Raw genomic sequence first — 20,788 nt, forward strand, 5'->3', positions numbered from 1 at the left:
GGGCGGAACTACCCCTCCAGCAACTGCTGGCCGAGGTAGCCGCCGGGCGGTGCGCCCGGCGGCAGCGCGTACAGGCCGCCGGCCTCGTGCCGCAGGAAGCGGGAGAGGCCGTCGCCCCGGGAGAGCTTGCGCTGCACCGGCGTGAAGCCCCTGCGCGGGTCGGCCTGGAAGGCGAGGAAGAGCAGCCCGGCGTCCGGCGAACCGTCCGGCAGCAGCCCGTCGTGGTACGAGAAGCCGCGCCGCAGCATCGCCGCCCCGCCGTTGGCCGCCGGGGCGGCGACCCGGATGTGCGCGTCGGCGGGGATCGCCAGGGTGCCGTCCGGGCCCTGCGCGGAGAGGTCGACCGGGGACCGCTCGCCGGCCCCCGCCGGCGCGCCGAGCGGGGCGCCGTCCGACTTGCGCCGCCCGATCACCCGCTCCTGCCGGTCCACCGGCAGCGCCTCCCAGTGGTCCAGCAGCATCCGGATCCGCCGGAACACCAGGTACGAGCCGCCGGCCAGCCAGGCCGGCTGGTCGCCGCCGGCGGCGCAGAACACCTTGGCGGCGAAGCCCTCCTCGTCCGGCCTGGGGTTGTTGGTGCCGTCGATCTGGCCCATCAGGTTGCGCCCGGTCACCGGCCGGGCGGCGGCGCCGGGGGTGCGGGCGAAGCCGGCCGACTGCCAGCGCTGCGCCGCCGTACCGGCCGCCAGCCGCTGGAGCACCCGCAGGGCGTGCACCGTGACCAGGGCGTCGTCCGCGCCGATCTGGACGAACAGGTCGCCGTCGCCGCGGGCCGGGTCGAGCGCGTCGCCGGGGAAGGCGGGCAGCGGTTCGAGCCCGGGCGGGCGGCGGTCGGCCAGCCCGGCCTTGTCGAACAGCGCGGTCCCGAAGCCGACCGTGACGGTGAGCGAGCAGGGCCCGGCGTCCAGCGCGACCTGGTTGTCGAACTCCTCGGCCGGCTCCCCGGCGGTCAGCCGCTCGGCCGCCCTCGTCCAGCGCTGCAGCAGGGTGCGCAGCCCGTCCCGGCCGACGCCCTCGGCCAGGTCGAAGGCGGCCAGCTGGACCCTGGCCTGCGCCGGGTCGGTGATCCCGGCCTGGTGCTCGCCGCGGAACGGCACCCGGGCCGTGCCCAGTGCCCCGCCGGCCGGGCCCGCCGGGAGCGCCGCCGGGCCGGGCCGCCCCTCCAGGGCGACCGCCCCGGCGACGCCCGCGCCGGCGCCGGCCAGCAGCCCGGCCCCGGCGGTGCCGAGCAGCGCCCGCCGGGTGAAGCCCCCGGGGCCCGTCGACGCGTGCTCCGTCGACGACTGCTCCGCCGGGGCGCGGTCGGGCGACCCGTGGCCCGTCGAGAGGTCCGTCACCCCGCTCATCCGATCTTGAACTGCTGGGTCGGGGTGGTCTGGTCGATGTCGGAGGAGCGGACCTGCACCGACACCACCCAGTTGCCCGCCAGCGGCAGCTGCGCGGTGCCGGTCCAGCGGCCGGTGCCCTCCGGGGTGAGCGCGACCGGCAGCGGGCCGAGATCGCGGTCCGGCAAGGTGAAGGCGAGCTGCACCTCGGGGACGTCCACCGGCTGCCCGTCCGCGCCGTCCAGCGCGAGCCGCACCTCGTTCGGACCGGTCCGGGCCGGGTTGAGGGTGACGGTCGCGGTGCCCTTGGCGTTCGGCGTCCGGCCCTTGGTGTCGTACGGGAGCTTGAGCTCGACGGTGCGGCCCGGCTCGGTCTGCGGCGCCGCCCCCGCCGCGGCCCCGCCGGCACCCGGAGCGGCGGCCGCCCCGGCCCTGATCTCGCCCGCCACCCGCCCGGGCGGGGAGTTGGTGAGCATCGTGGTGACCACCAGCACCGCCACCGCGACCAGCGCCTCGACCAGCACCGAGCGGCGCAGCCCGGCCCGGGTCGGAGTCAGCCCGCGGTCGCGTCCGGCGCTCTGCCGGGCGGCCCGCTGGCGCTCCAGCTGGGCCTGCCGGACCGGGTCCTCGCCGTGGGCCGCCACGGCGACCGGCTCCGGCAGTTCGGCCGGGGCGACCTCCACCGCCTCGGCCGGGGCCGAGCGCAGCCTGGCCAGCCAGGAACGGGACATCCAGGCGACGCCGAGCATCGCGACCACGCAGCCGCTCTTCACCAGCAGCAGCCGCCCGTACTCGGTGCCGGTCAGCGCGCCCCAGCTGCCCAGGCCGCGCCAGGACTGGTAGATCCCGGTGGCGGCCAGCACGGCCACCGAGCCGAAGGCGATCTTCGAGAAGCGGTCCACCACCTCGGCGCCGACGCCCTCGCGCAGGGCGACCAGCAGCGCGGCCAGCCCGCCCAGCCAGAGCGCCATGGCGAGCAGGTGCAGGATGCCGAGCGGCAGCGCCAGCCAGACCTGGATGCCCACCGAGGCGTGGTCGGCGCCGACCCAGGTCGCCGAGAGGGCGACCGCCAGCACCAGCCCGGCCACGCCGAGGCCGAGCCGGACCTCGCGCTGCGGCCGTTCGGCGGCCCGCTGCTCCAGCTCGCGCAGTTCGCGCAGCTCGGCCGCCTCGGCGTCCTCCTCGGACGCCACCGGGCTGCCGGAGCCGTCGGAGCCGTCGGAGCCGTCGGAGTCGCGCTCCGCCTCGTCCCGCGGCTGCGGGACGACGGGCCGCGGCGGCTGCCCCAGCTGTCCGACCAGCAGCGACAGGAACACCCCGCCCGCCGCGAGCAGCAGCAGCCGGGCGGCCAGCGCGGTGCCGATCCGCTCGTCCAGCGTGGCGCGGATCAGCGACAGGTCGAAGGCCTGCCCGACACCCGAGCCGCGCTCGTACGGGCCGCGCAGCATCAGCACCGCCACGGTGGAGACCAGCAGCGCCGTCCAGCCGGTCATCAGCAGCCGCTGCACCCGGCGCCGGGCGGTGCCGGCCGGCCAGCAGACCAGCACGAAGGCGGCGACGCCGGCCAGCAGGGCGAAGGCGGTGTACGCGACGGTGCGGCCGGTGCCGTACAGGGCGGCGACCAGGCCGTCGGCCTCGACGTCCTGGAGCGCGGTGGCCGACACCGAGGTGTCCGAGGGCGCGCCGATCGAGAAGGTGAACGCCCCGCCGACCGGGTGCGAGTCGTCCGAGACGGCCCGCCAGGCCACCGTGTAGGTGCCGTTGGCCAGCCCGCTCCGCAGCCCGACCCGGGCGGTGTTGCCCTTGCCGTCGGCGTGCGCCGGGTCGCCGGTGTCCACGGCCTTGCCAGCCGGGTCGAGCACCCGGACGGAGTCGCCGGAGAGCGAGACGGACTCGCTGAAGGTCAGCGTCACCGCCTGCGGGGCGGTGGCGACCACCGAGTTCTGCCGCGGGTCGGTGGAATCCAGGACGGCGTGCGCGGAGGCCGGCCCGGCGCCCGCGAGCATCAGCGCGAGCAGGGCGCCGAGCACTCCGAGCACCCCGGCGGTCCGGCGGTGGGTGGCCTTCTCCAGGCCGACCGACTGCATGGTGGCGGTCCCCTAACTCTGGTTCGGGCGGTAGGTGAGCTCCTTGACCGGCACCTTGACGGAGATGGTGCCGGACTTGGCGAAGGTGAGGTCGAGCTCCAGCTCGTCGCCGAGGACCGGGGCCTTCCGCCACCCCGTGATCATGAGGTGGTTGCCGCCCCGGGCGAGCTGCAGGGCGCCGTGCGCGGGCACGTCCAGGCTGTCCACCTGCTTCATCGTCGACTCGGTCGAGCGGTGCATGGTGACCGATTCGGCGGCCGGGCTGGTCACCTTGAGCAGCTGGTCCTGCCCGCCGTCGTTGCGGACCGTCAGGTAGCCGGCCGCCATGCCGCCGGCCGGGGGCAGCGGGACGTAGCTGTCGGCGACGCTGAGCCGGGCCGGGCCGCCGGCACCGCCCTGGCCGCCGGAGCCGGCGTCCGTCCCGCAGGCGGCCAGGATGGCGCCGCCGCCCAGGGCCGTCGCGACGACGGCGCCGAGCAGGGCGCTGCGGCGGAAGCGGCGGGTTCCGGTCTGCGCCGGGGTCACGCCGCGACCCCCTTGGCGAGCAGCGGCAGGTCGTGCTCGTAGGTCTTCTCCTCGGTGCCGCTCATGTAGAGCACGTGCGCCTTGTCGTCCGAGGGGAGGAAGGCCAGCACCTGCGCGCCGTGGGTGGAGGTGACCGTGCCGTCCCCGTTGACCACCGGGTCCTCGATCATGATGCCGAGCGACTTGGCGGCGGTCTTCACCTTGGCCAGGTCCCCGGTGAGGCCTATGAAGTCGCTGCCCATCGAGTCCAGCCAGGTGCGCAGCACCTTCGGGGTGTCGCGCTGCGGGTCGGTGGAGACGAAGACGACGTTGACCTTCTGCCGGTCCTCGGGGGAGAGCGCCTTCATCGCGACGCCGATGTCGCCCATGGTGGTCGGGCAGACGTCCGGGCAGCTGGTGTAGCCGAAGAACAGCAGGGTGGCCTTGCCGTTGGTCTGCCGGCGCAGGTCGAAGGGCTGGCCGGAGGTGTCGGTCAGCTGGAGGTCCGGCTTCTCGAAGTTCTTGGCGAGCTTGGTGCCCTGGTACGGGGTGTCCTCCTTCTGCCGGGTGACCTTGGCGGCGGTGGAGCCGCCGCCGGAGGAGCCGCAGGCGGAGAGCGTCAGGGCGGCGGCCAGCGCGAGGGCGGCGGCGCCGGCCAGCCGGGTGGTGCGGGTGGTGCGGGGCATGGGAGTTCCGATCGTGCGGGGGTGGGACCGCCGGCGGGGCCGCGCCCGGTGGAGGGACGCGGCCCCGCCGGCGCGGGGATCAGGAGGCGGAGCCGCCGCTCCTGCGGCGCAGGCCGAGCACGCCGACGGCGGTGCCGATCACGCCGACCACGATGCCGACCACGCCCAGCGTGCGGGCGGTGGAGTCGCCGGAGTCGGCGTCGCCGGAGGCGGCGGCGTGGTCGGAGCTGTCCCCGTGGGCGCCGGCGGCCGGCGAGGCGGTGACGCCGTGGCCGTCGCCCGCGGCGGCCTTGGTGAGCTTCAGGACGGGCGCGGGCTTGGCCGGCTCGGGCTGGCCGTCCTTGCTCTCGTCGATCCAGCGGGCGACGTCGCCGTTGTCGTAGGTCTGGAGCGTCTTGAAGACCAGGTTGTCGGTGTCGGTCGGCAGCGGGCCGAGCGAGACCCGGAACTCCTGGAACTGGCCGGGGGCGATCCTGGTGCCGGTGTCGGCGGTCCAGGTGATCTTGGAGACGGCCTCGGTGACGTCGTTGCCGTGCACCTTGATCGGCTTGTCGAGCTTGGCCTTCTCGACCGTGGCGGTCCAGCCCGGCAGCGGCAGGGTCCGGACCGAGGCCAGCGGGTGGTCCAGCGGGAGGTTGACCTCCAGCTTCACCGTGCCCGCCGAGTCGCTCTCGTTCGGCACCCGGAAGTCGACGGCCGTGTAGCCGCCCTGGGAGGCGGCGCCCGGGTTCACGGTGACGTGCGCGGAGGCGGGGCCGGCCAGCGCCACCACGGAGGCGGCGGCGGTGAGGGCGACGGCGGCGAGACGGCGGGTGGGAAGGGAACGCATGATGCGGGTCTCCGATCGGAGCTCGGCGGCGGCCGGTGCCGGGCGACGGACGTGAGCCGTGCCGCGGGGCCGCGCGCGGGGAGGTGGGGGGCAGAGCCTCGGGCCGCCCCGGTGGTCGGGGAACGGCCGGACGGTGCGCACACCGGCACCCGGTACGGCCGGAGGGCCGCCAGGAGACGCCGGTCAGTACGCGAGGGCCCCGCACGGCGGGCCGCGCCGCACCACGCTGTGCCGCAGCACGGCACCCGCCGGGAACAGGCTCTCCCCGCCCCGGGCACCGAACCGGCGGGCCGGGCCGGCCACGCCGAACAGCCCGCGCAGCAGCGCGGCCACCAGCGCGAACGCCGTACGCAGCGGCGCCGCCCAGTGCTCCCGGGCCGCCGTGGCGGCCACCCGCAGCAGCCGCCAGAGCGCCGCCTCGCCGCGCCGCAGCCACCAGCCCGCGACCAGCGCGGCGCCCAGGTGCCCGGCCAGCATCGACGGCGTCATGCCGAACAGGCCGGCCTGCCACCAGGGCGCGGCGGCGAACGCGTGCGGATCCAGGCCCGCGGAGGAGACCAGCTGCTCCGGGGACGGGCCGCCGGCCAGGCCGACCAGCGTGCCGGGCCGGGCCTCGTTGCAGATCAGCCGGCCGGCCACCTGCGGCACGGTCAGCGGACCGGAGCCGCCGTGGTGCATGCCCGGCATCGAGCCGTCGAAGCCGTGGAAGAGGCAGTGCAGTCCGAGCTGACCGGCGCCCAGCGCCCCGGCAATGGCCGCCAGCGAACGCTCCCGCCCGCCGCAGACCGCCGCGAACGCCAGCACCGCGGCGAAGCCCAGCGCCAGCGCGGTCGGCGGCACGTTCCCGCCGCCCGCCAGGGCGTGCCCGGCGGCCGCGATCAGGGTGCACACCAGCGCGAACGGGACCGCCCGGGCAAGCCGCAGGTCCCAGGCGGCGGACCCCACCGGCCGGGCCGGTCCTGGGGCGCCCGGGAGCGGGGCGGCGGCGAGGGCAGTCATGGCCGGGCCATCCTCTCATTGCGTACGCCACCGACACGGGCAGGGTGGGAAATCCCTACGAATGCCCCTTTCGGCCGCGGCGTGCGAGGGGGCGTACGCGTCGCCCGGCACAGACCCCGTCCCCCGGTCCATCCGCCGAACGGGCGGTAGCGGCCCCCGGGCACGGTTCACCCGGGAATCGCCCGGAGATACCTAGTTGTATGTGGAGCCGCAGCCAGGAGGGACCTCCCGTGGACATCTGGTGGACTCTGCACCTCAAGCGCGACCCGGCCAGCGTTCCGCTGGCCCGGCGCATCCTGCTCGGTGCGATGGCGACCGCGGGCGTCGACCCGCAGATCGCGGACGACCTCGGCGTCGCCCTCACCGAGGCCTGCGCCAACGCCGTCGAGCACGGCGCCACCGGGCGGCCCGACGACGGCTTCCAGGTCACCGCCTCGATCTGCGGCGACCGGCTGCGGATCGAGGTCACCGACTCCGGCCCCGGCCTGCCCGCCCCCGCCGCCGCGCCCGCCCGCCGCCCGGCCGCCCCGGCCCAGGCCCGTCCGGCACTGCCCGGCCGCGCCCCGCGCCGCACCCGCCGCGGCCGCGCCACCGTCCCGGCCCGCGTCCTCGCCGCCCACCACCCCCGCCGCGACGGCCACCCGTACGACACCCACGTCCTGCCCTGCCGCCCCAGCGCCCCCACCCTGCGCCCGGTCGACCTGGACGCCCTCCCCGACCTCACCGCCGAATCCGGCCGCGGCCTCTTCCTCATCCACGCCCTCACCGACCACGTCCAGCTGCGCAACCACCCCCTGCGCGGGGCGATCGTCAGCTTCGACAAGATCCTCAAGTGGCAGGACGGCGCGCTGTTGCGGGCGGCGTCGTAGCGTCGGTATCCCTCTGACCTGCACGAATGGCCACTATCAGGGCCCGGGTCGAAGCAGGTATGAGATAGATATCAGGCCGCCAGGGCACACGTGGGGCACATGCCCTCGGATTTCGGCGCGCTGTGCCCCGCCTTCGCACCAGGAAGCACCCTGTCGATCGCCGAGCGGGTCCGCGACTCGCTCGTCGGCATCAGGTGGGTGTAGGTCCGAAGCGTGAAGCCCGGGTCGCTGTGGCCGAGGTAGGCCGCGAGCGCCTTGATCGTCTCTCCGGCATCCAGCAGCACCGAGGCGTAGGCATGCCGCAGGGCGTGCATGCCGTCGTCCGGGGCCGCCTGGAAGTACTTCGCCCCCTTCTCGCGCGGCGGGATCACCCCGGCCGCGACGAGCGCGAGCTTCCAGGCGCCCGCGTTGAAGACGCTGCGGTGGTACGGCTTGGCGTTCTCGTCGGTGAAGAGCAGGTTCGCCGTATGGTCGTCGCCGTCGGCGAGGCGCCAGGGGAGCGTGACCCGAGTCGGCGGAAACTTCTTCATGTGGGCCTTCAAGGCCCTTGCCAGCCCATCGGGTAGCGGGATCTGTCGGACCTTGCCGCCCTTCGGCAGCGCGAACACCATCGTCTTCGCCACGAAGCGCACCTGCCGACGTACCGTCACCATGCGGCGGCGGAAGTCGATGTCGTCGACGGAGAGAGCGAAGACCTCGCCCTGTCGGAGCCCGCAGCCGAACGCGACGGAGCCGCCGGCCTGGAAGCGCTCCGGCAGACCGTTGATGACCGCGTGGACGCGCTCCACGGACCACGGGACGACCGGCTCCTTCTCCACCTTCGGGAAGCTCACCGACTTCGCCCGGCAGGGGTTGGTGGCGATCGCGCCGTCGTCAACTGCCGCATCCAGCATCATGATCAGGACGGAGCCGTACCAGCCGATGCTGGACGAGGCGAACCCTTCGTCCTGAAGCCGCCTTATCCAGCGCTTGATCGTGGTCGGCTTGAGCGCCCGAAGCTCCAAGTTCCCCAGGCGGGCCACGATGTGGTTGCGGACCACGCCGTCGTAGCGCTCCAGGGTGGTCGGGCCGGGAGTGACGGCCTCCAGCCACGTCTCGGCGTACTCGGCCACGGTCGTCTTGCCCGCGTTCGGGTCGATGTAAGTGCCGTCCTTGAGCGTGACCTTGAGCTCGGCGGCGCGGTCATCGGCCTTGGTCTTGAGCTCGAAGTCCTCCTTGCGCTGGACGTCGTCGGGGTCGCGGTAGCGAACCTGCCAGCGCTTGCCCTTGCCGTGGTCGGCGGTCGGGTACTTGCCCTTGTGCTCGCGGCAGGGCTTGTCAGTCGGGCGGGGGTAGGTCTTGTGCCAGGTGTCGTAGACGGTGGCCATTCGACTCCTTCGGTCGGAGACATGGAGATACGCGGCCGATGGGCGGCGGTGGGGCAATGGTGGATTTTTCTCGCGGGCGAACCGCAGATCCGATAAGCCGAGATCAGCGCTGGCTTCGGGCGGGTGTTGGATATTCATCGACCGGCGGGCTTTTGTCAAATGGACGGTGCTCGATCGTCCCGCCAGTGCCCGATAGTGCCAAATAGTGTCAGATAGTCCCGGGAAATCCGCGAACCTTCGCGAGAGGGGCATGCGGTAGTGACCTGGGTCACGCGCCCTCGCGCGGGGGGGGGGGGGGGGGGGGGGGGGGGGGGCTGGTGGCCCAAGCGCGCTGGCCGGGCGCACTCAGCAAGATCTTTTCCGCGATCTTCCCGAAGTCCTTGCACGGAAGATATTCCGGCTCCTACGGTTTCAATGGGCGCCGTCACCTGCGGGCGGCGACTTCGTGCACCCAGCCAGGGTGGGCGATGCTCGGCCCTTTTTAGGTCGCGAGCCGCAGGCCGGGCATACTGCCCGGATCGCGTTCGCAGGAGGCTCTCGCAAGGGGGTCTGGCGGCCTTTTTAGGAAACTCTCCGATCTCCTGTTGAACTTCCACCGCTCACCCGAGCAGGCGGCCCGAAAGGGACCGCCTATTTCGGCCTGCCCTTGTTCCCTGCCCATCGGAGATTCGTGACCAAGCCCTTCCGCGCCACCACTACCGACCGCCGCCCGCTGGCCACCGCCCAGGAGCTCGCCGACCACCTGCAGGTGCCGCTCGACACCATCTACGGGTGGAAGCACCGAGGGCAAGGCCCGAAGGCGATCAAGGTCGGCCGGCACCTGCGCTACCGCTGGACCGAGGTGGAGGCATGGCTGGACGACCTGAGCTCAGGCCGCGCCGCCTGAGCACCGCCTGCACGGTCAGCTTTCGTCCCCGTCGCCCAGCGCGTCGGCGGACCGTACGGCCCTTCCTCACATCACCGCTCAACTCGGCGGTCCAGGACTCCACGGTCCGGGACCGCAGTTAGGAGACTCCTTGGAGAGCATGCCTTCTACACCTTCGACGGGACCGGTATCGGCTGCGGACTCTGGGGACGGCCATGGTCCGTCCGCTGCGGACGGTCCGAACATGGGGACCAGTCCTGGGGACGGTCCGCAGCATGTCGCGGAACACGGGGACCGGTCCCGGACCATTCCGCCGGACGGGGACGGACCGGCGGACCGGCCTGCGGGTTCGTCCCGGACCGCCGGTCCGCAGAAGGGGACCGCCGTCGCGGACGGTCCGGTCCCGTCCGGTCCGGACGACGGTCCGGTGGTCCGGTTCGGTCCGGATCACGGTCCGGTGGTTCCGTCCGGTCCGGAGGCGGTCCCGGTGGTCCGTGTGGACCCGGGCGCGGTGCTGCTGGACGAGCTGCGGTCCACGCTCGCCCGGTTCGTCGTGCTGCCGTCCCCGCACGCGCTGGACGCGGTGACGCTGTGGGTGGCTGCCACGCACGGACAGCCGGCGTGGCAGCACGCGCCCCGGTTGGCGGTGGTCGGTCCGGCGAAGCGCTGCGGCAAGTCGCGACTACTGGACATCGTCACCGAGACGGTCCACGACCCGCTCATCACGGTGAACGCCAGCCTGCCCGCGGTCTTCCGCTCGATCACCGAGGACCCGCCGACCCTGCTGGTGGACGAGGCCGACACGCTGTTCGGCACGTCGAAGGCCGCCGAGCGGAACGAGGAACTGCGTGGGGTGCTGAACGCCGGTCACCAGCGCAACCGTCCGGCGATCCGCATGGTCGGCAACGGACCGGACATGAGGCCGGGCAAGTTCCCGACCTTCGCGATGGCCGCCCTGGCGGGGATCGGCGATCTCCCCGACACGATCATGGACCGCTCGGTGGTCGTCCGGATGCGCCGCCGCGCACCGGGCGAGACCGTGCAGCCGTTCCGCTCGGCCCTCGACACCAAACCGCTCCACGACCTGCGCGACCGCGTCGCCGACTGGCTCCGCCCGCTGCTGCCGAAGGCCGTGGGGATGCTGCCCGCCATGCCGGTGACCGACCGCGCCGCCGACACGTGGGAACCACTGGTGATCGTCGCCGACCTGGCCGGCGGTCACTGGCCCGCCACCGCACGCGCCGCGTGCGCGGCGATGTGCGCCCACGAGGCCGGTCTGGACGACGACGGGGACGGCGCCAAGATCCGGATCCTGCAGGACATCCGGACCGTGTTCACCGCCCTCGGTCATCCGCCGGCGCTCGCCACCGCCACCCTCCTCGCCCAGCTGCGGGCGTTGGAGGAGGCGCCATGGGCGGAGTTCGGCGTCAGCGGTCTGACCGCGCGCGGACTTCAGCTCCTGCTCAAGGACTTCGGCGTCTCCTCGTCCAACATCCGCTTCCCCGACTTCCGGCAGGCCAAGGGCTTCGTCCGGAACGACTTCCTCGACCCGTGGCGACGCTACTGCCCCGAGCCCGCACTGCCGCAGGCCGAAGGAGACAGCGCGGCCTGACCCAGCCCCGCTGAGCCCGTCCCACTCGTCCCACCCTCTGCGCTCTCGCGCCCGTCCGGCCTGCCCGGGGACGAGTGCGACGAGTGCAACCGGTCCGCCGGTACCCGCCGCCCTGGCCCCCGAACGGGCCCGGGGCGGCACCCCGACCACCTCCCGACTCGTAAGGACCCATGAGTGCACCGAGACACCGACCCGACCATCGACGTCAACTCCCCATCGCAGCAAGGAACCGAGGGCCGCGTGGCAGCAAGTTGGGCCGTGTGGAGTCCACACGGCGCCGCCGCCCCCGAGGGGGCGCCGGCCGTCGCCGCTTCCGCCCCAGGGGTGCCGGTGGAAGATGTGCCGCAGCCGGTCGGTTCCGTCAGCCGCGCCGAGCGCGATTCGGGCGTCATGCCCGGGATTCGGCACCGCCAGTACCTGAAGATTCGCCGCCGCAACCGCTGCCATCCGGTCTTCAGCGACGAGGAATGGGCTGACGTCCAGGCCGCTGCTTCGGCGAGCGGCCTCAAGCCCGGCGGCTACGCCGCCGCCGTCACCGTGGCCGCAGCCCGCAGCGACAACCCCGAGGCCGCCGTCGCCGACATCCGCCGCCTCCTGGAGGAGCTGATGGAGGCCGACCGGCAGGCCGCCGCCATCGGCAACAACCTCAACCAGATCGCCCACAACCTGTGGGTCGGCGGCACACCCCCGCCCCACCTGCAACACGTCTTCGACCGCGTCGTGCAGACCCTGGAGGGCATCGACACGGCCGCCGCCTCGATCATCGGAAGGTGAACGCGAGCTGATCCCCAGCATCGACCACAACCCCGGCGGCACCTACGCCCTCATCCAGTACCTCTACGGGCCGGGCAGGGCCGACGAGCACGAGGACCCACACATGATCGCCTCGTGGAACGGCTTCGCCCCCGACCCCGCCCCAGACCGCAAGCGCGGCCCCAGGGACACCATCGCCAAGCTCGCCGCCCAACTCGACCTGCCCGTCAACGCCCTTGGGCCCGAGAACCGGCCGCCCACGACCGTATGGCACTGCTCCGTGCGGGCGGCACCCGAGGACCGCATCGTCTCCGACACCGAGTGGGCCGCCATCGCCCGGCGCATCCTGCGCGCCACCGGAATCGCCCCCACCTGCGTTCCGCGTAATTCAGCGGCCTAGAGTTGCGGATCTGGGGTGTGACCTGCGCGGACATAGGTGAGGGCGCCTGAGAGTCGTTTCTCTAGGCGCTGGTGTTTGTGCTGGTCAGCGGGGTGCGGGTTCGAGGGCGATGATCTGCTTCGGTGCGGGGATGCCGAGCTTGGCCAGGAGGTCGGCCTGGGGCTTGGTGAGGGTGGTGACCTGTCGGAACAGGCCGGTAGGGCCGGTGAACGTGCCAAGGTGGAGCCGGTCGAGCTCGCGGCGGACGGTCGTCCAGGTCGCGTCGGTGGTGGTCTCGATGATGCGGATCAGCAGCAGGGCGAGCCAGCAGAGGACGACGTGTGCGCGTATGCGCTCCTCGAGCCGGTGATAGACGGGCCGCAGGTCGATGATCTGTTTCATGTCCCGCCAGCCCCGCTCGACTTCAAGGAGTTGCTTGTAGCCGAGGGCGATGTCCTCGGCCGACAACTGCGGGTCGGAGCATCGCAGCAGGTACTTGCCGTCGAGGTTCTCCTCGGCCTTGATCTTCGCGGTGTCGATGCGGAGCTTGCCGGCCGGGGTGGTGCGGAGGTAGCGGTTGAGGCCGGGCTTGTCGGCGAGCTTGCCGCGGAGTTCGCCACGCTTGAAGTCGCTGAGCTTGTCGGTGCCTTCGATCAGGGTCGTGAGCTGGGAGACGAGCTGTTCGCGTATGTGCTGGTCACGGGTGGCGGCTTCGGGGTTGTGGCAGATCACGAACCGTTCGGTGTCGGAGATCCGCACCTCCTTGACCCGCATGTTCCCGGCGATCTCGCTGTAGCGGCCCTGGCGGGACAGGGCGGCCTTCACCTCCGGGCTGCCGGAGCGGAGTTTCTCGCCGACGATGTAGGCGTGGTCGCCCTGGCGGAGGTAGCGGCGGTTGCGTTCGCTGGAGAATCCCCGGTCGGTGACCCACACGATCTTGCTCAGGGTCCAGTCCCGCATGTCGTCCTTGACCTGCCGGATCAGCTTCTGGTCACCGGTGTTGCCGGGCCAGGACCAGACGCGGACCGGGGTCCCGTCCCTGGTGACGGCCATCCCGATCACGATCTGCGGCAGGTCGTCGCGGGAGTCCTTCGATTTGCCGAAGGTGCGGAACCCGGCCTGCTCCGCGGACTCGCCGTCCTCTTCGGCGGTTGGGCCGTCATCCGTCAGGAGGCGGCCCTTGGCGTCGCGGGCAACGGGTTCGTCAGCCTCCTCCAGCTCGAAGTAGGTGCTGGTGGTGTCGAAGAACAGCAGGTCGACCTCGAGGTTGAGGAGGTTCGCGACCTCGTCGAACACCCGCTTCTCCAGGTCGTCGGTCACCTCGTGGAGCCAGTCCATCGCCCGGTAGCAGGCGTCGTCGTCGGTGGCCGGCAGGCCCTCGACGTGCACGTCGTGCGTGACCCAGTCCGCGGCGGCCAGCTTCGACGACGGCGCCAGGGCCCGGTTCGCGACCAGGGAGAACAGCACCCGCTCGGTCACCGACATGTCCCGGCGCCGGCCCCGTTTGGGCTGCCCGACCTGCCCGACGATCCTGTCGATCCTCAGCCGCCGCCAGAATTGGTCGAGGACGTAGGTGCCGCCGAACGGGACCGACGAGACGAACTCCAGGTCACCCGCCGCCGTCGACGCCAGTGCCTCACCCGGCTCCAGCAGCCTCGATAGAGACGCGACCAGGCGCTTGACCGCGTCCCGGTCGAGGTCGTCCTCACGGCCGAACGTGAACAGGACCTTCGGGACCGCCCGGCCCTTCACCGGATCCCACTCGTTGTGGGCCAGGTGCAGGTACCGGACCGTGCCGGACTTGTTCTCCCGCTTCGTCGTCTTCACGTACACGACTCCAGACCCTACGGACCAACTCCAGGTCGGCGCAGGCGAATCCGCAAAATCGCGTCTCTAGGCGAATCCGACTACGTCACCAGCCACCAACCCACTGACCTGCACCTTCAACCCGGCAGGAACTCCAGACCCCCCGAATTACGCGGAACGCGGGTCTTGTCCTGAAGCCCTTTCCCGCCCAGCTGCTGGCGTTCCCACCCCTTCAGCATCGCCTCCAGCACCGCGTCCTCCGGATGCAGCAGGCGTACGCCGCTGATCAACTCCAACCGGGCAGAACCCGCGATCTCGGACCCACCGTCAGCCACTTCCACCCCTCTCGCCAGGCGGAAGAATCATGCATCTAACGAGAGATCCCGATCAAACGCCCAGGTCAGGGTCAACTTAGAGGCGTAGATGGAGCCGCAGCGAGGGCACTAGACTTCTTGCAGCTCAGCGACGCACCATCGGTTTTCATCCTGCATCCGATGCAATTCCGCTGGGTTGAGGGTCAGGGTGTTCCGGCGGTCTGTCTTGGCGTGCTCGCCCACGATCGCCGCGTAGCCCCGTAGCCGCTCCAGAACGCCGACGTTCGCCTCCAGGCGCGCCAACTCGGCCGCCAACTCCTCCCGCGTCCCCTCTGCGCCGGGTACCGGGATGGTGCCTTCCTCGTACGCCATGAGCGAGCCGACCAGGACGAAGAACCTGAGCACGTCCGCGTCGCCCTTCCCGTACTTCAGCTCGCTGCCCGAGAACAAATCCATGGTCTCGACGGCGGTCGCCCAGGCGTGCTGGAGCAGCGTGCGCACCTGCAGCTCGATCCGCAAGCCGTGGTATTCCTCTTTTGAGGCTCCGTACTCGTACACCAGGTGAACGCCCCGGTAGCCAGAGTCGCGTGGCCCCGGGTCATCACGTAGGTAGTTGTAGACCTTCTTGACGCGGTTCTTGCTCCGCGGCAAGTCCACCAGGACGCTGACCAACTCGTCCACCTCGGCGACGGTGTCGAAGACCACCCGGCAGCCCCCCAAGTCCTGCATGGTGGTCACGCTCATTGTGGGGTGGCGTTTCAGCTTGTCCAGGATCGTGGGCAGGCGCTTCCGGCGCTCGGCCACGACGGCGTTCGGGTTCACATCGAGCGCTCGCTGCCGCACGGTCATGGTCACCGCGTTCAGAGGAAATGCGTGGGCGAGACGGTAGTTGCTCAGGACGTCCCGCGCCTCCCGGATCTCCTCGGGAGTGCCCGTCCCCTTACCGATCGTCCGGCTCGCGCGTTGGACGCGCTTGTTCGAGTTCTCAGGGACCACCCACTTCTTCATGGTCGCGACCGTACAGGGCCACGCCGACGCCCGCCTACGGTTATCGCTGCGGTCGGCGCGCGGCCCTTTTCGGAGATCGAGGAGACAATCCGGCGGCTACCGGTCGATACGGACGCACGGCAGTCGGGATCTTGGTGAAGCCCGACGCCCGTGCGGGGAAAGACACCAGACTGGCTGGTGTGGTGGTTCACCTCGCTCACCGGGACGAGAAGCTGGGTGCTGCCATTGTGGCGGGCACCGTCGTGCTCCCGCGTCACTCGTGGTCCTCGACACGCGGGTCAGGGACGAGGGGGTGTTCGCCCAGCTCAACGGCTGCTGAGGCAGCTTCTGGGGGAGAAGGAAGGTCGAGATCCGGAGCCGACGGCCTGCGCGGGGACATCGCGCCAGGCGACACCGGTCCGCAGCACGTAGATGATGCCGGCCAGGGCCGCCCGGTCCGGGACTCGTAGTCGCCCGGGGTGGCGGTGGCGTCGTTCGGGAGCGGGCGGCAGCAGCGGAGCCACCCGCTCCCATAGGTCATCCGGTAGAAGATCAACACGCACCCGGACAGCCTGCCGACCAAGATCCCGAGCGCAAGAGCGCAGCTCAACTCATTTTGAAACGATCAGTTAGGCCACTACGTCGATCCGTTCGCCGCATGCTTTGATGATTGCGGCTAGGTCCTCGTGCACCTGCTTACCGGCATCGGGCTCGCCGGGCATCGCATCGATCGCCGCGAGAACCCGAGCCTCCAGATCGGTGACCACTTCCTCGCGTAGGAACGGCACTCCGAACCGGGGGTACCCGGAGTCGAGCCTGGTGTGAAGGGAACGGGAGAGGGTATCCCAGCTGCGCCGGGCGGCGCTTTGCAGGCTCGTCGCGGGGGCCGCGGGGTCTGCTGCGGCCAGCTCGTCAAGGTCCCGGCGCAAGGTCTGCGACGCGGCGTGGACCTGCGTGCAGAGCTTCCGCACCCTCGCGTATACCTTGTGCATGATCACGATGAGGGCGACCGCGAAGGTGACGCCGAGCGACACTGCCTGCGCGGGGTACGCGCTCAGTAGCCGCGGGTAGAAGTACAGGCCGGCGGCCACCACACCGGCCCAGTTGGCGGCAACGCGGACACGAGCCGCGCGCATTATTCGGCCAGGGAGCCTCTCGAAGGGCGCGTCCTTCGGTTCGACGCTGCTCACCCCGCAGGACAGCATGATCCAGATCCAGACCAGCACCCCGGCTGCCAGCTCGAAGTCGCCCGGCTGCGCCGCCCCGTGAATGACTCGCCCGATCGAGAACCTGGCGTGGTGCAGGAAGATCAATGGCACAGCCGCGCCGAGGAGAAGCCGGATGTTGCCGCGTAGGTGGCGCCACTTCGGTGTCCCAAGTCGCACCGCGAGGACGTCCCACAGCGGGAGGGTGTCCACACCCCAGAGGCCGTAGAAAGCGATGGCACCGCCGACGAGGAACAGGAACAGGCCCTGATACCGGTACGGGGTGTTGTAGTAGAGGTTGCCCCAGGTGTTGATGACAGTCCCCACCGGGAAGAGGGTGAGCCGCCAGTACGCCCCCGCCTTTGGGGCGAGACGGTTCCAGATCCGCATGGATGACAGTGTGGGCGTAACTCCCGAGCGTGTCGGCGGATTTGATCCAGTTCAGAGCTTTCCCTCTGCTGGTAGGCGGAGCGCGATCGGCGCTGCCCTTCCCGCAAAAATTCGGTGTGCCCAACTCGAGTCATGAAAGCAGACAGAGGTCAGCTTCGTTGCCCGGCCGGATCGCGGATCCAGGCAGACCTCAAGGGGCACACCATAGGAGACGACCGCCTTGGGTTCCGCGACGGCGGCTTCCAGTCCTCCCTCGCCTACCCCGCCAGGCCCAGGCAGTGACCCTTGACCCTCTCGACGCGGCGGCCCTACTTGCGACGGATCGCCCCGGTGGAGAAGAACTGCACGAGGGCCGCGGCGATGTGCACCGCCGCTATAGCTTCCGCAACCGTTTCCCGGTCCGTCGCGTGTTGCTTGCCGTGTCGGCTGGTCTGCCCGCTCCACAGCAGCGACATCATCGATCCCACCATCTCGATCCCGTCCCCCGGGTTCCTGCCCTCGATCTCGAAGAGCAGCTTCTCCTTGAGCTTGGGCAGTTCGCCGATCATCGTGCCCAGCGTCGCCCGGGCGTGGGCCGGCTGCAGCGTCGCTTGCGCCGCGCACTCGACCGCCTTGATCGCCTCGCTGTAGGCCACCACCGGGTCCGGTGTGACCGCGTTGGCCCGGGCGAACGCCTCCTGGAGATGCTCGGACGCCGACCCCCGCTCCGGTCGGCTGCCGCTCGCCACCGCGTCGCGTACGGCGTGCTCAACCCCCGGGTCGATTCGCGCCACCAGGGCCTTGCCGTCCTCGCGGATCGTGTACCGCGAACGCGCGTCGTCGAGAAGCACCTGCAGATCCCGCCGCGTCACGGGCTTCAAGCCGGTCAATGCTTCGAATACGGAAGGCATCGGCGGAATACTCGGCCACGGGCTCGGGGCGGGGTCGGCAGGCAGCAGGTCAAGCAAGGCATCGACGGCTTCGAGCAGCTGTCCCGCAGGTGTCCAGTGGGCGAGGCGCTCGGCGTAGTCGACGTGCCTGTCGTTGTACTGATCGTCATCCCGGACCAGCACAAGGTCACAGCGCACCGCAACGCGTCGCGTCGCGTCCCCGTCTTGATGCCAGGCAGCACTGTGCAGCCACTTCCGCAGTGGCATCTCCAACCCAGTGGGGACGCTCACGAGCAACGGAGCGGGCGCGCCGTCGCGGTGGGTGAATGGGGTCCATGGCGCTGTCATCTGCCCACCGTAGGGCCTGGATTCACGGGGCCGCAGCCGGAATTCAACGAGCTGTGATCGAGCATGAGCCTCCCTCCCGCGCCGCCCCGGGGCCGGCGAGGCCACAGACGATCACGCCGACCGGGCAGCAGCTCGCGGTCGTCGCCGCGGGCGGCGACGTTTGAGCCCTGAGGCCCGCCCGGAGATTTGATTGGGCGAGCCTTCGGGAGGGGCTGTGCCAGGCTGATCACGTCAGGAAAGCGGCTGCCCGTTCGTCGAGTTCCTGAGCCGCCGAAACACCACGGCTCTTGAACTGGGCGAGGCTCTTGCGCATCTCCAGCACCGAACGACGGGTGCGGACGGACTGCACGCCGGCCATGGCGTCGAGTGCGCGGTTCCAGGTGCCGCACGCCTGCTCAATGCCGCCGTCGGCGAGTTCCATCTTGGCCTGGGCCACCAGGTCGAGCGCGAGGATCCTCGTGTAGGTCGTGGCCGGGCGGTTGGCCGCTGCTGCCGCGTAGTTCTCCGCAGCGCCCTTCCGGTCGCCGAGCCGGGAGAAGACCTTGGCACTGCGGGAGTTGACCGTGGCGCGCGCCGGGCCCCAGGAGAGGGCCCAGTAGGGCATCGCGTCGCCGCCTGCGGCCTCCAGCAGGTCCCGGGCCCGCTGGACGGCCTGGACGGCGGGGCGGCGCTGGTTGGTGGCCGCGAGGCCGTGGGCGTGGGTGATGGTGAACAGAGCCTCCGTCGAGGCGTCCACGCGGCCGACGACGCGCGACAGAGCGGTCTCCGATAGCGCGAAGGTCTTGGACGGGTGGCGGAGCTTCATGCCCTGCTGGGCCAGGGTGCGCAGGACGAAGGCGTCGTGGCCGACGACCCCGGACTCGACGGCGATGGCGTACGACTGGTGGTAGTAGCGCTGGGCGAGGCCCTGCTCGCCGGCGTCGTACGCCTTCCACCCGGCCAGGTGCACGCCGACCGCTGCGGCGGAGAGCATCTGCTGACGGTCGTCGTGGGTGCGGAAGGTGCCCCGGCACAGGGCGGCGACGTCGGACCGCAGGTACTGGATCAGGGCGGAGCGGCCGTGCTGGCCACCGTGGCGCTCGTCGATCTCGGTGAACATGCTGATCATGTCGCGGACGGCAGCGACCTCGGCGGCTCCGGCGACGGCGCCGCCTCGGACGGCTGCGGTGCGTTCGGCGCTCTCGCGGACGTAGTCCAGCGGCAGGTGCATCGCGGCGACGGAGTACGCCGAGGCGGCCAGGAACTTTCGTCGGTCCAAGTCAGCTCTCCACACCCGTGCGAGGACGCCCACCGGGTCGGGGCCGATGGACAGCCCGAGGCCCGGGTCGGATTCTTCCACCGACCGTAGCCCGAGTTCGGCTGGGGTGTAGAGCCGTCCCGTCTTACGGAACAGGGCTTCACAGATGAATGCGGGAGTGTCGCCCTCCGGATCGGCGCCACGCAGCCACTTGTGGACCGTCGACGGGTTCGTCCGCAGGTGGACACCGACCTCGGCCGCCACGCGGACGACGCCCCGGGCGAGAGCATCGAAGGTCATGTCAGCGTCGTTGATGGCCGCTTCGAGCTGGTGATTCGTCACAGGCTGTGCCATGACCACTCCCTTCCTCGGCGCCGGGTGGCGGTAAACACGGTAAAGACAACCGACCCGCCGAGACAGGGACTTGGACGAAGGAAGGACGGTTGACTTGATGTCAGCCGCTTGGGTCGCGAGTCGACACCGACTCCGGGGAAGCCCCGGGCGGCTGACTCCGACCGCTGCCGCCCGGACAGCCCCCGCTGTCCGGAGCAGGCGGCCCTGGCGACCAGGAGCGGACCGTGACCACCGAGACGCTGACCAGAACGGAACCACTCGCACGACCCACCACGGTCGAGTTGCCGTACGCGCCGCAGTCCGCCTCAACGGCACGTCGACTGACCCGCGACGCGCTCGCGGACTGGGAGCTGGGTCACCTGGCCGACGACGCCGAGCTGGTCGTCACGGAGCTGGTCTCCAACGCGGCCAAGACCGGCTGCCTGACCACCATGCGGGTCGGCGTCGCCCGGGTGACCAACCGTGCCGGCCAGGCCGTGCGGATCTCCGTACGGGACGGATCCCGTGCCCTGCCGGTCCTGGTCGGCGCCGCCCACGACGCGGAGTCCGGCCGCGGCCTGGCCCTGGTCGACCGCTTGGCCGTTGTCTGGGGCGTCGACCTGGAGCCGTACGGCAAGACGACATGGGCGGACATCGCCGTGGACCGGGGCGTGAGCAGCCGCACCGCAGCGCGGACCGCGACCCGGTGAGCGACGTACTCGCCGGGCTGTGGGTGCTCGGCCACGCCGTCGTCCTCGGACTGCTGTCGATTCCGATCCAGCACGCCGTCGAGGCGGACGCCCTGGACCGCGCTGGTTCCTCCGCGTCGGTGTTGGCCACGCCGCCGCCCGCCTGACCCCAAGACCCCCGCCTCGGCATCCGCCGCACACCGGCCCGAGGCGGGACCGGCGGCTCCAGGTGAACCCCCGCAGCCGGATCCGCCCACATTCGCCGGCCTCGGCGACCCGCCAGGCCGGAACCCGTCACGCCGAAGGGAGATTCGCCGTGCCGCAAACCGCCGCTC

At 71.5% G+C, this 20,788-nt stretch carries 21 protein-coding genes; 7 read left to right on the forward strand and 14 right to left on the reverse strand.

Going from position 1 to position 20,788, the window contains the following annotated elements; genetic code table 11:
- Positions 1-8: 8 nt before the first annotated feature.
- The 6 genes from efeB to ACZ5GH_RS19285 form a co-directional block, all read right to left on the reverse strand.
- Entirely contained in the window at positions 9-1,346 is a 1,338-nt protein-coding gene (efeB, locus tag ACZ5GH_RS19260) for an iron uptake transporter deferrochelatase/peroxidase subunit (protein WP_464334858.1), read from the reverse strand.
- Positions 1,343-3,412 (reverse strand): FixH family protein, encoded by a 2,070-nt coding sequence (locus tag ACZ5GH_RS19265; protein ID WP_464334859.1) that lies wholly within the window; start codon positions 3,410-3,412, stop codon positions 1,343-1,345. The genes efeB and ACZ5GH_RS19265 overlap by 4 nt, the downstream gene beginning before the upstream one ends.
- 12 nt (positions 3,413-3,424) lie before the next feature.
- Positions 3,425-3,937, reverse strand: a complete 513-nt coding sequence (locus tag ACZ5GH_RS19270; protein WP_387758971.1) for a copper chaperone PCu(A)C — start codon at positions 3,935-3,937, stop codon at positions 3,425-3,427.
- The gene (locus ACZ5GH_RS19275; RefSeq protein WP_387758972.1) at positions 3,934-4,602 is read right to left on the reverse strand and encodes an SCO family protein; all 669 of its coding nucleotides are present in this window, start codon (positions 4,600-4,602) and stop codon (positions 3,934-3,936) included. Before ACZ5GH_RS19275 ends, ACZ5GH_RS19270 begins: the two co-directional genes overlap by 4 nt.
- 79 nt (positions 4,603-4,681) lie before the next feature.
- Positions 4,682-5,431 (reverse strand): YcnI family copper-binding membrane protein, encoded by a 750-nt coding sequence (locus ACZ5GH_RS19280; protein WP_387758973.1) that lies wholly within the window; start codon positions 5,429-5,431, stop codon positions 4,682-4,684.
- A gap of 183 nt (positions 5,432-5,614) precedes the next feature.
- Positions 5,615-6,430 carry a hypothetical protein gene (locus ACZ5GH_RS19285; protein ID WP_387758974.1) on the reverse strand — a complete coding sequence of 272 codons (816 nt, stop codon included), beginning with the start codon at positions 6,428-6,430 and terminating at the stop codon, positions 5,615-5,617.
- A gap of 230 nt (positions 6,431-6,660) precedes the next feature.
- Here ACZ5GH_RS19285 and ACZ5GH_RS19290 point away from each other — a divergent pair, with 230 nt between their 5' ends.
- Positions 6,661-7,299 carry an ATP-binding protein gene (locus tag ACZ5GH_RS19290; protein WP_464334860.1) on the forward strand — a complete coding sequence of 213 codons (639 nt, stop codon included), beginning with the start codon at positions 6,661-6,663 and terminating at the stop codon, positions 7,297-7,299.
- Positions 7,300-7,370: 71 nt separating this feature from the next.
- On the opposite strand, the gene ACZ5GH_RS19295 is transcribed toward ACZ5GH_RS19290, so the two are convergent.
- A complete protein-coding gene (locus tag ACZ5GH_RS19295) occupies positions 7,371-8,666 on the reverse strand; it encodes a tyrosine-type recombinase/integrase (protein ID WP_464334861.1) in 1,296 nt (431 codons plus the stop codon).
- Between the two features lie 670 nt (positions 8,667-9,336).
- Here ACZ5GH_RS19295 and ACZ5GH_RS19300 point away from each other — a divergent pair.
- The 4 genes from ACZ5GH_RS19300 to ACZ5GH_RS19315 all read left to right on the forward strand — a co-directional run bounded on the left by ACZ5GH_RS19300 (position 9,337) and on the right by ACZ5GH_RS19315 (position 12,296).
- A complete protein-coding gene (locus ACZ5GH_RS19300) occupies positions 9,337-9,552 on the forward strand; it encodes a helix-turn-helix transcriptional regulator (protein WP_459646995.1) in 216 nt (71 codons plus the stop codon).
- Positions 9,553-9,691: 139 nt separating this feature from the next.
- Positions 9,692-11,143 carry a DUF3631 domain-containing protein gene (locus ACZ5GH_RS19305; protein ID WP_464334862.1) on the forward strand — a complete coding sequence of 484 codons (1,452 nt, stop codon included), beginning with the start codon at positions 9,692-9,694 and terminating at the stop codon, positions 11,141-11,143.
- 390 nt (positions 11,144-11,533) lie between these two features.
- Positions 11,534-11,917, forward strand: coding sequence for a plasmid mobilization relaxosome protein MobC (locus tag ACZ5GH_RS19310; protein ID WP_459646993.1), 384 nt, complete (start codon positions 11,534-11,536; stop codon positions 11,915-11,917).
- 103 nt (positions 11,918-12,020) lie between these two features.
- Entirely contained in the window at positions 12,021-12,296 is a 276-nt protein-coding gene (locus ACZ5GH_RS19315) for a hypothetical protein (protein WP_464334863.1), read from the forward strand.
- 84 nt (positions 12,297-12,380) lie between these two features.
- Here the strand turns inward: ACZ5GH_RS19315 and ACZ5GH_RS19320 are convergent, their stop codons facing one another.
- The 7 genes from ACZ5GH_RS19320 to ACZ5GH_RS19350 form a co-directional block, all read right to left on the reverse strand.
- On the reverse strand, positions 12,381-14,108 hold the full coding sequence (locus tag ACZ5GH_RS19320) for an IS1634 family transposase (protein WP_464334864.1): 1,728 nt from the start codon (positions 14,106-14,108) through the stop codon (positions 12,381-12,383).
- A 110-nt stretch (positions 14,109-14,218) separates the two neighbouring features.
- Positions 14,219-14,377, reverse strand: coding sequence for a hypothetical protein (locus ACZ5GH_RS19325; RefSeq protein WP_464334865.1), 159 nt, complete (start codon positions 14,375-14,377; stop codon positions 14,219-14,221).
- Between the two features lie 147 nt (positions 14,378-14,524).
- Positions 14,525-15,403, reverse strand: coding sequence for a RelA/SpoT domain-containing protein (locus ACZ5GH_RS19330; protein ID WP_464334866.1), 879 nt, complete (start codon positions 15,401-15,403; stop codon positions 14,525-14,527).
- 305 nt (positions 15,404-15,708) lie between these two features.
- Positions 15,709-15,945: a transposase gene (locus tag ACZ5GH_RS19335; protein ID WP_464334867.1), complete on the reverse strand. Its 237-nt coding sequence runs from the start codon at positions 15,943-15,945 to the stop codon at positions 15,709-15,711.
- A gap of 66 nt (positions 15,946-16,011) precedes the next feature.
- Positions 16,012-16,977, reverse strand: a complete 966-nt coding sequence (locus ACZ5GH_RS19340; RefSeq protein WP_464334868.1) for a hypothetical protein — start codon at positions 16,975-16,977, stop codon at positions 16,012-16,014.
- A 308-nt stretch (positions 16,978-17,285) separates the two neighbouring features.
- Positions 17,286-18,113: a hypothetical protein gene (locus ACZ5GH_RS19345; RefSeq protein ID WP_464334869.1), complete on the reverse strand. Its 828-nt coding sequence runs from the start codon at positions 18,111-18,113 to the stop codon at positions 17,286-17,288.
- A gap of 307 nt (positions 18,114-18,420) precedes the next feature.
- Positions 18,421-19,785, reverse strand: coding sequence for a hypothetical protein (locus tag ACZ5GH_RS19350; protein ID WP_464334870.1), 1,365 nt, complete (start codon positions 19,783-19,785; stop codon positions 18,421-18,423).
- A 224-nt stretch (positions 19,786-20,009) separates the two neighbouring features.
- Between ACZ5GH_RS19350 and ACZ5GH_RS19355 the strand changes: the two genes are divergently transcribed.
- Positions 20,010-20,474 (forward strand): ATP-binding protein, encoded by a 465-nt coding sequence (locus ACZ5GH_RS19355; RefSeq protein WP_464334871.1) that lies wholly within the window; start codon positions 20,010-20,012, stop codon positions 20,472-20,474.
- The gene (locus ACZ5GH_RS19360) at positions 20,471-20,620 is read left to right on the forward strand and encodes a hypothetical protein (protein WP_464334872.1); all 150 of its coding nucleotides are present in this window, start codon (positions 20,471-20,473) and stop codon (positions 20,618-20,620) included. The genes ACZ5GH_RS19355 and ACZ5GH_RS19360 overlap by 4 nt, the downstream gene beginning before the upstream one ends.
- Positions 20,621-20,788: the final 168 nt, after the last annotated feature.

This window comes from Kitasatospora sp. Xyl93, from assembly GCF_055383135.1.

Bases quoted from the DNA above. Each gene is read 5' to 3' on its own strand.
- ACZ5GH_RS19340 (WP_464334868.1), bottom strand. From the start codon at position 16,977: ATGCGGATCTGGAACCGTCTCGCCCCAAAGGCGGGGGCGTACTGGCGG.
- ACZ5GH_RS19275 (WP_387758972.1), bottom strand. From the start codon at position 4,602: ATGCCCCGCACCACCCGCACCACCCGGCTGGCCGGCGCCGCCGCCCTC.
- ACZ5GH_RS19305 (WP_464334862.1), top strand. From the start codon at position 9,692: ATGCCTTCTACACCTTCGACGGGACCGGTATCGGCTGCGGACTCTGGG.
- ACZ5GH_RS19280 (WP_387758973.1), bottom strand. From the start codon at position 5,431: ATGCGTTCCCTTCCCACCCGCCGTCTCGCCGCCGTCGCCCTCACCGCC.
- ACZ5GH_RS19265 (WP_464334859.1), bottom strand. From the start codon at position 3,412: ATGCAGTCGGTCGGCCTGGAGAAGGCCACCCACCGCCGGACCGCCGGG.
- ACZ5GH_RS19345 (WP_464334869.1), bottom strand. From the start codon at position 18,113: ATGCCACTGCGGAAGTGGCTGCACAGTGCTGCCTGGCATCAAGACGGG.
- ACZ5GH_RS19350 (WP_464334870.1), bottom strand. From the start codon at position 19,785: ATGGCACAGCCTGTGACGAATCACCAGCTCGAAGCGGCCATCAACGAC.
- ACZ5GH_RS19285 (WP_387758974.1), bottom strand. From the start codon at position 6,430: ATGACTGCCCTCGCCGCCGCCCCGCTCCCGGGCGCCCCAGGACCGGCC.
- efeB (WP_464334858.1), bottom strand. From the start codon at position 1,346: ATGAGCGGGGTGACGGACCTCTCGACGGGCCACGGGTCGCCCGACCGC.
- ACZ5GH_RS19310 (WP_459646993.1), top strand. From the start codon at position 11,534: ATGCCCGGGATTCGGCACCGCCAGTACCTGAAGATTCGCCGCCGCAAC.
- ACZ5GH_RS19295 (WP_464334861.1), bottom strand. From the start codon at position 8,666: ATGGCCACCGTCTACGACACCTGGCACAAGACCTACCCCCGCCCGACT.
- ACZ5GH_RS19330 (WP_464334866.1), bottom strand. From the start codon at position 15,403: ATGAAGAAGTGGGTGGTCCCTGAGAACTCGAACAAGCGCGTCCAACGC.
- ACZ5GH_RS19315 (WP_464334863.1), top strand. From the start codon at position 12,021: ATGATCGCCTCGTGGAACGGCTTCGCCCCCGACCCCGCCCCAGACCGC.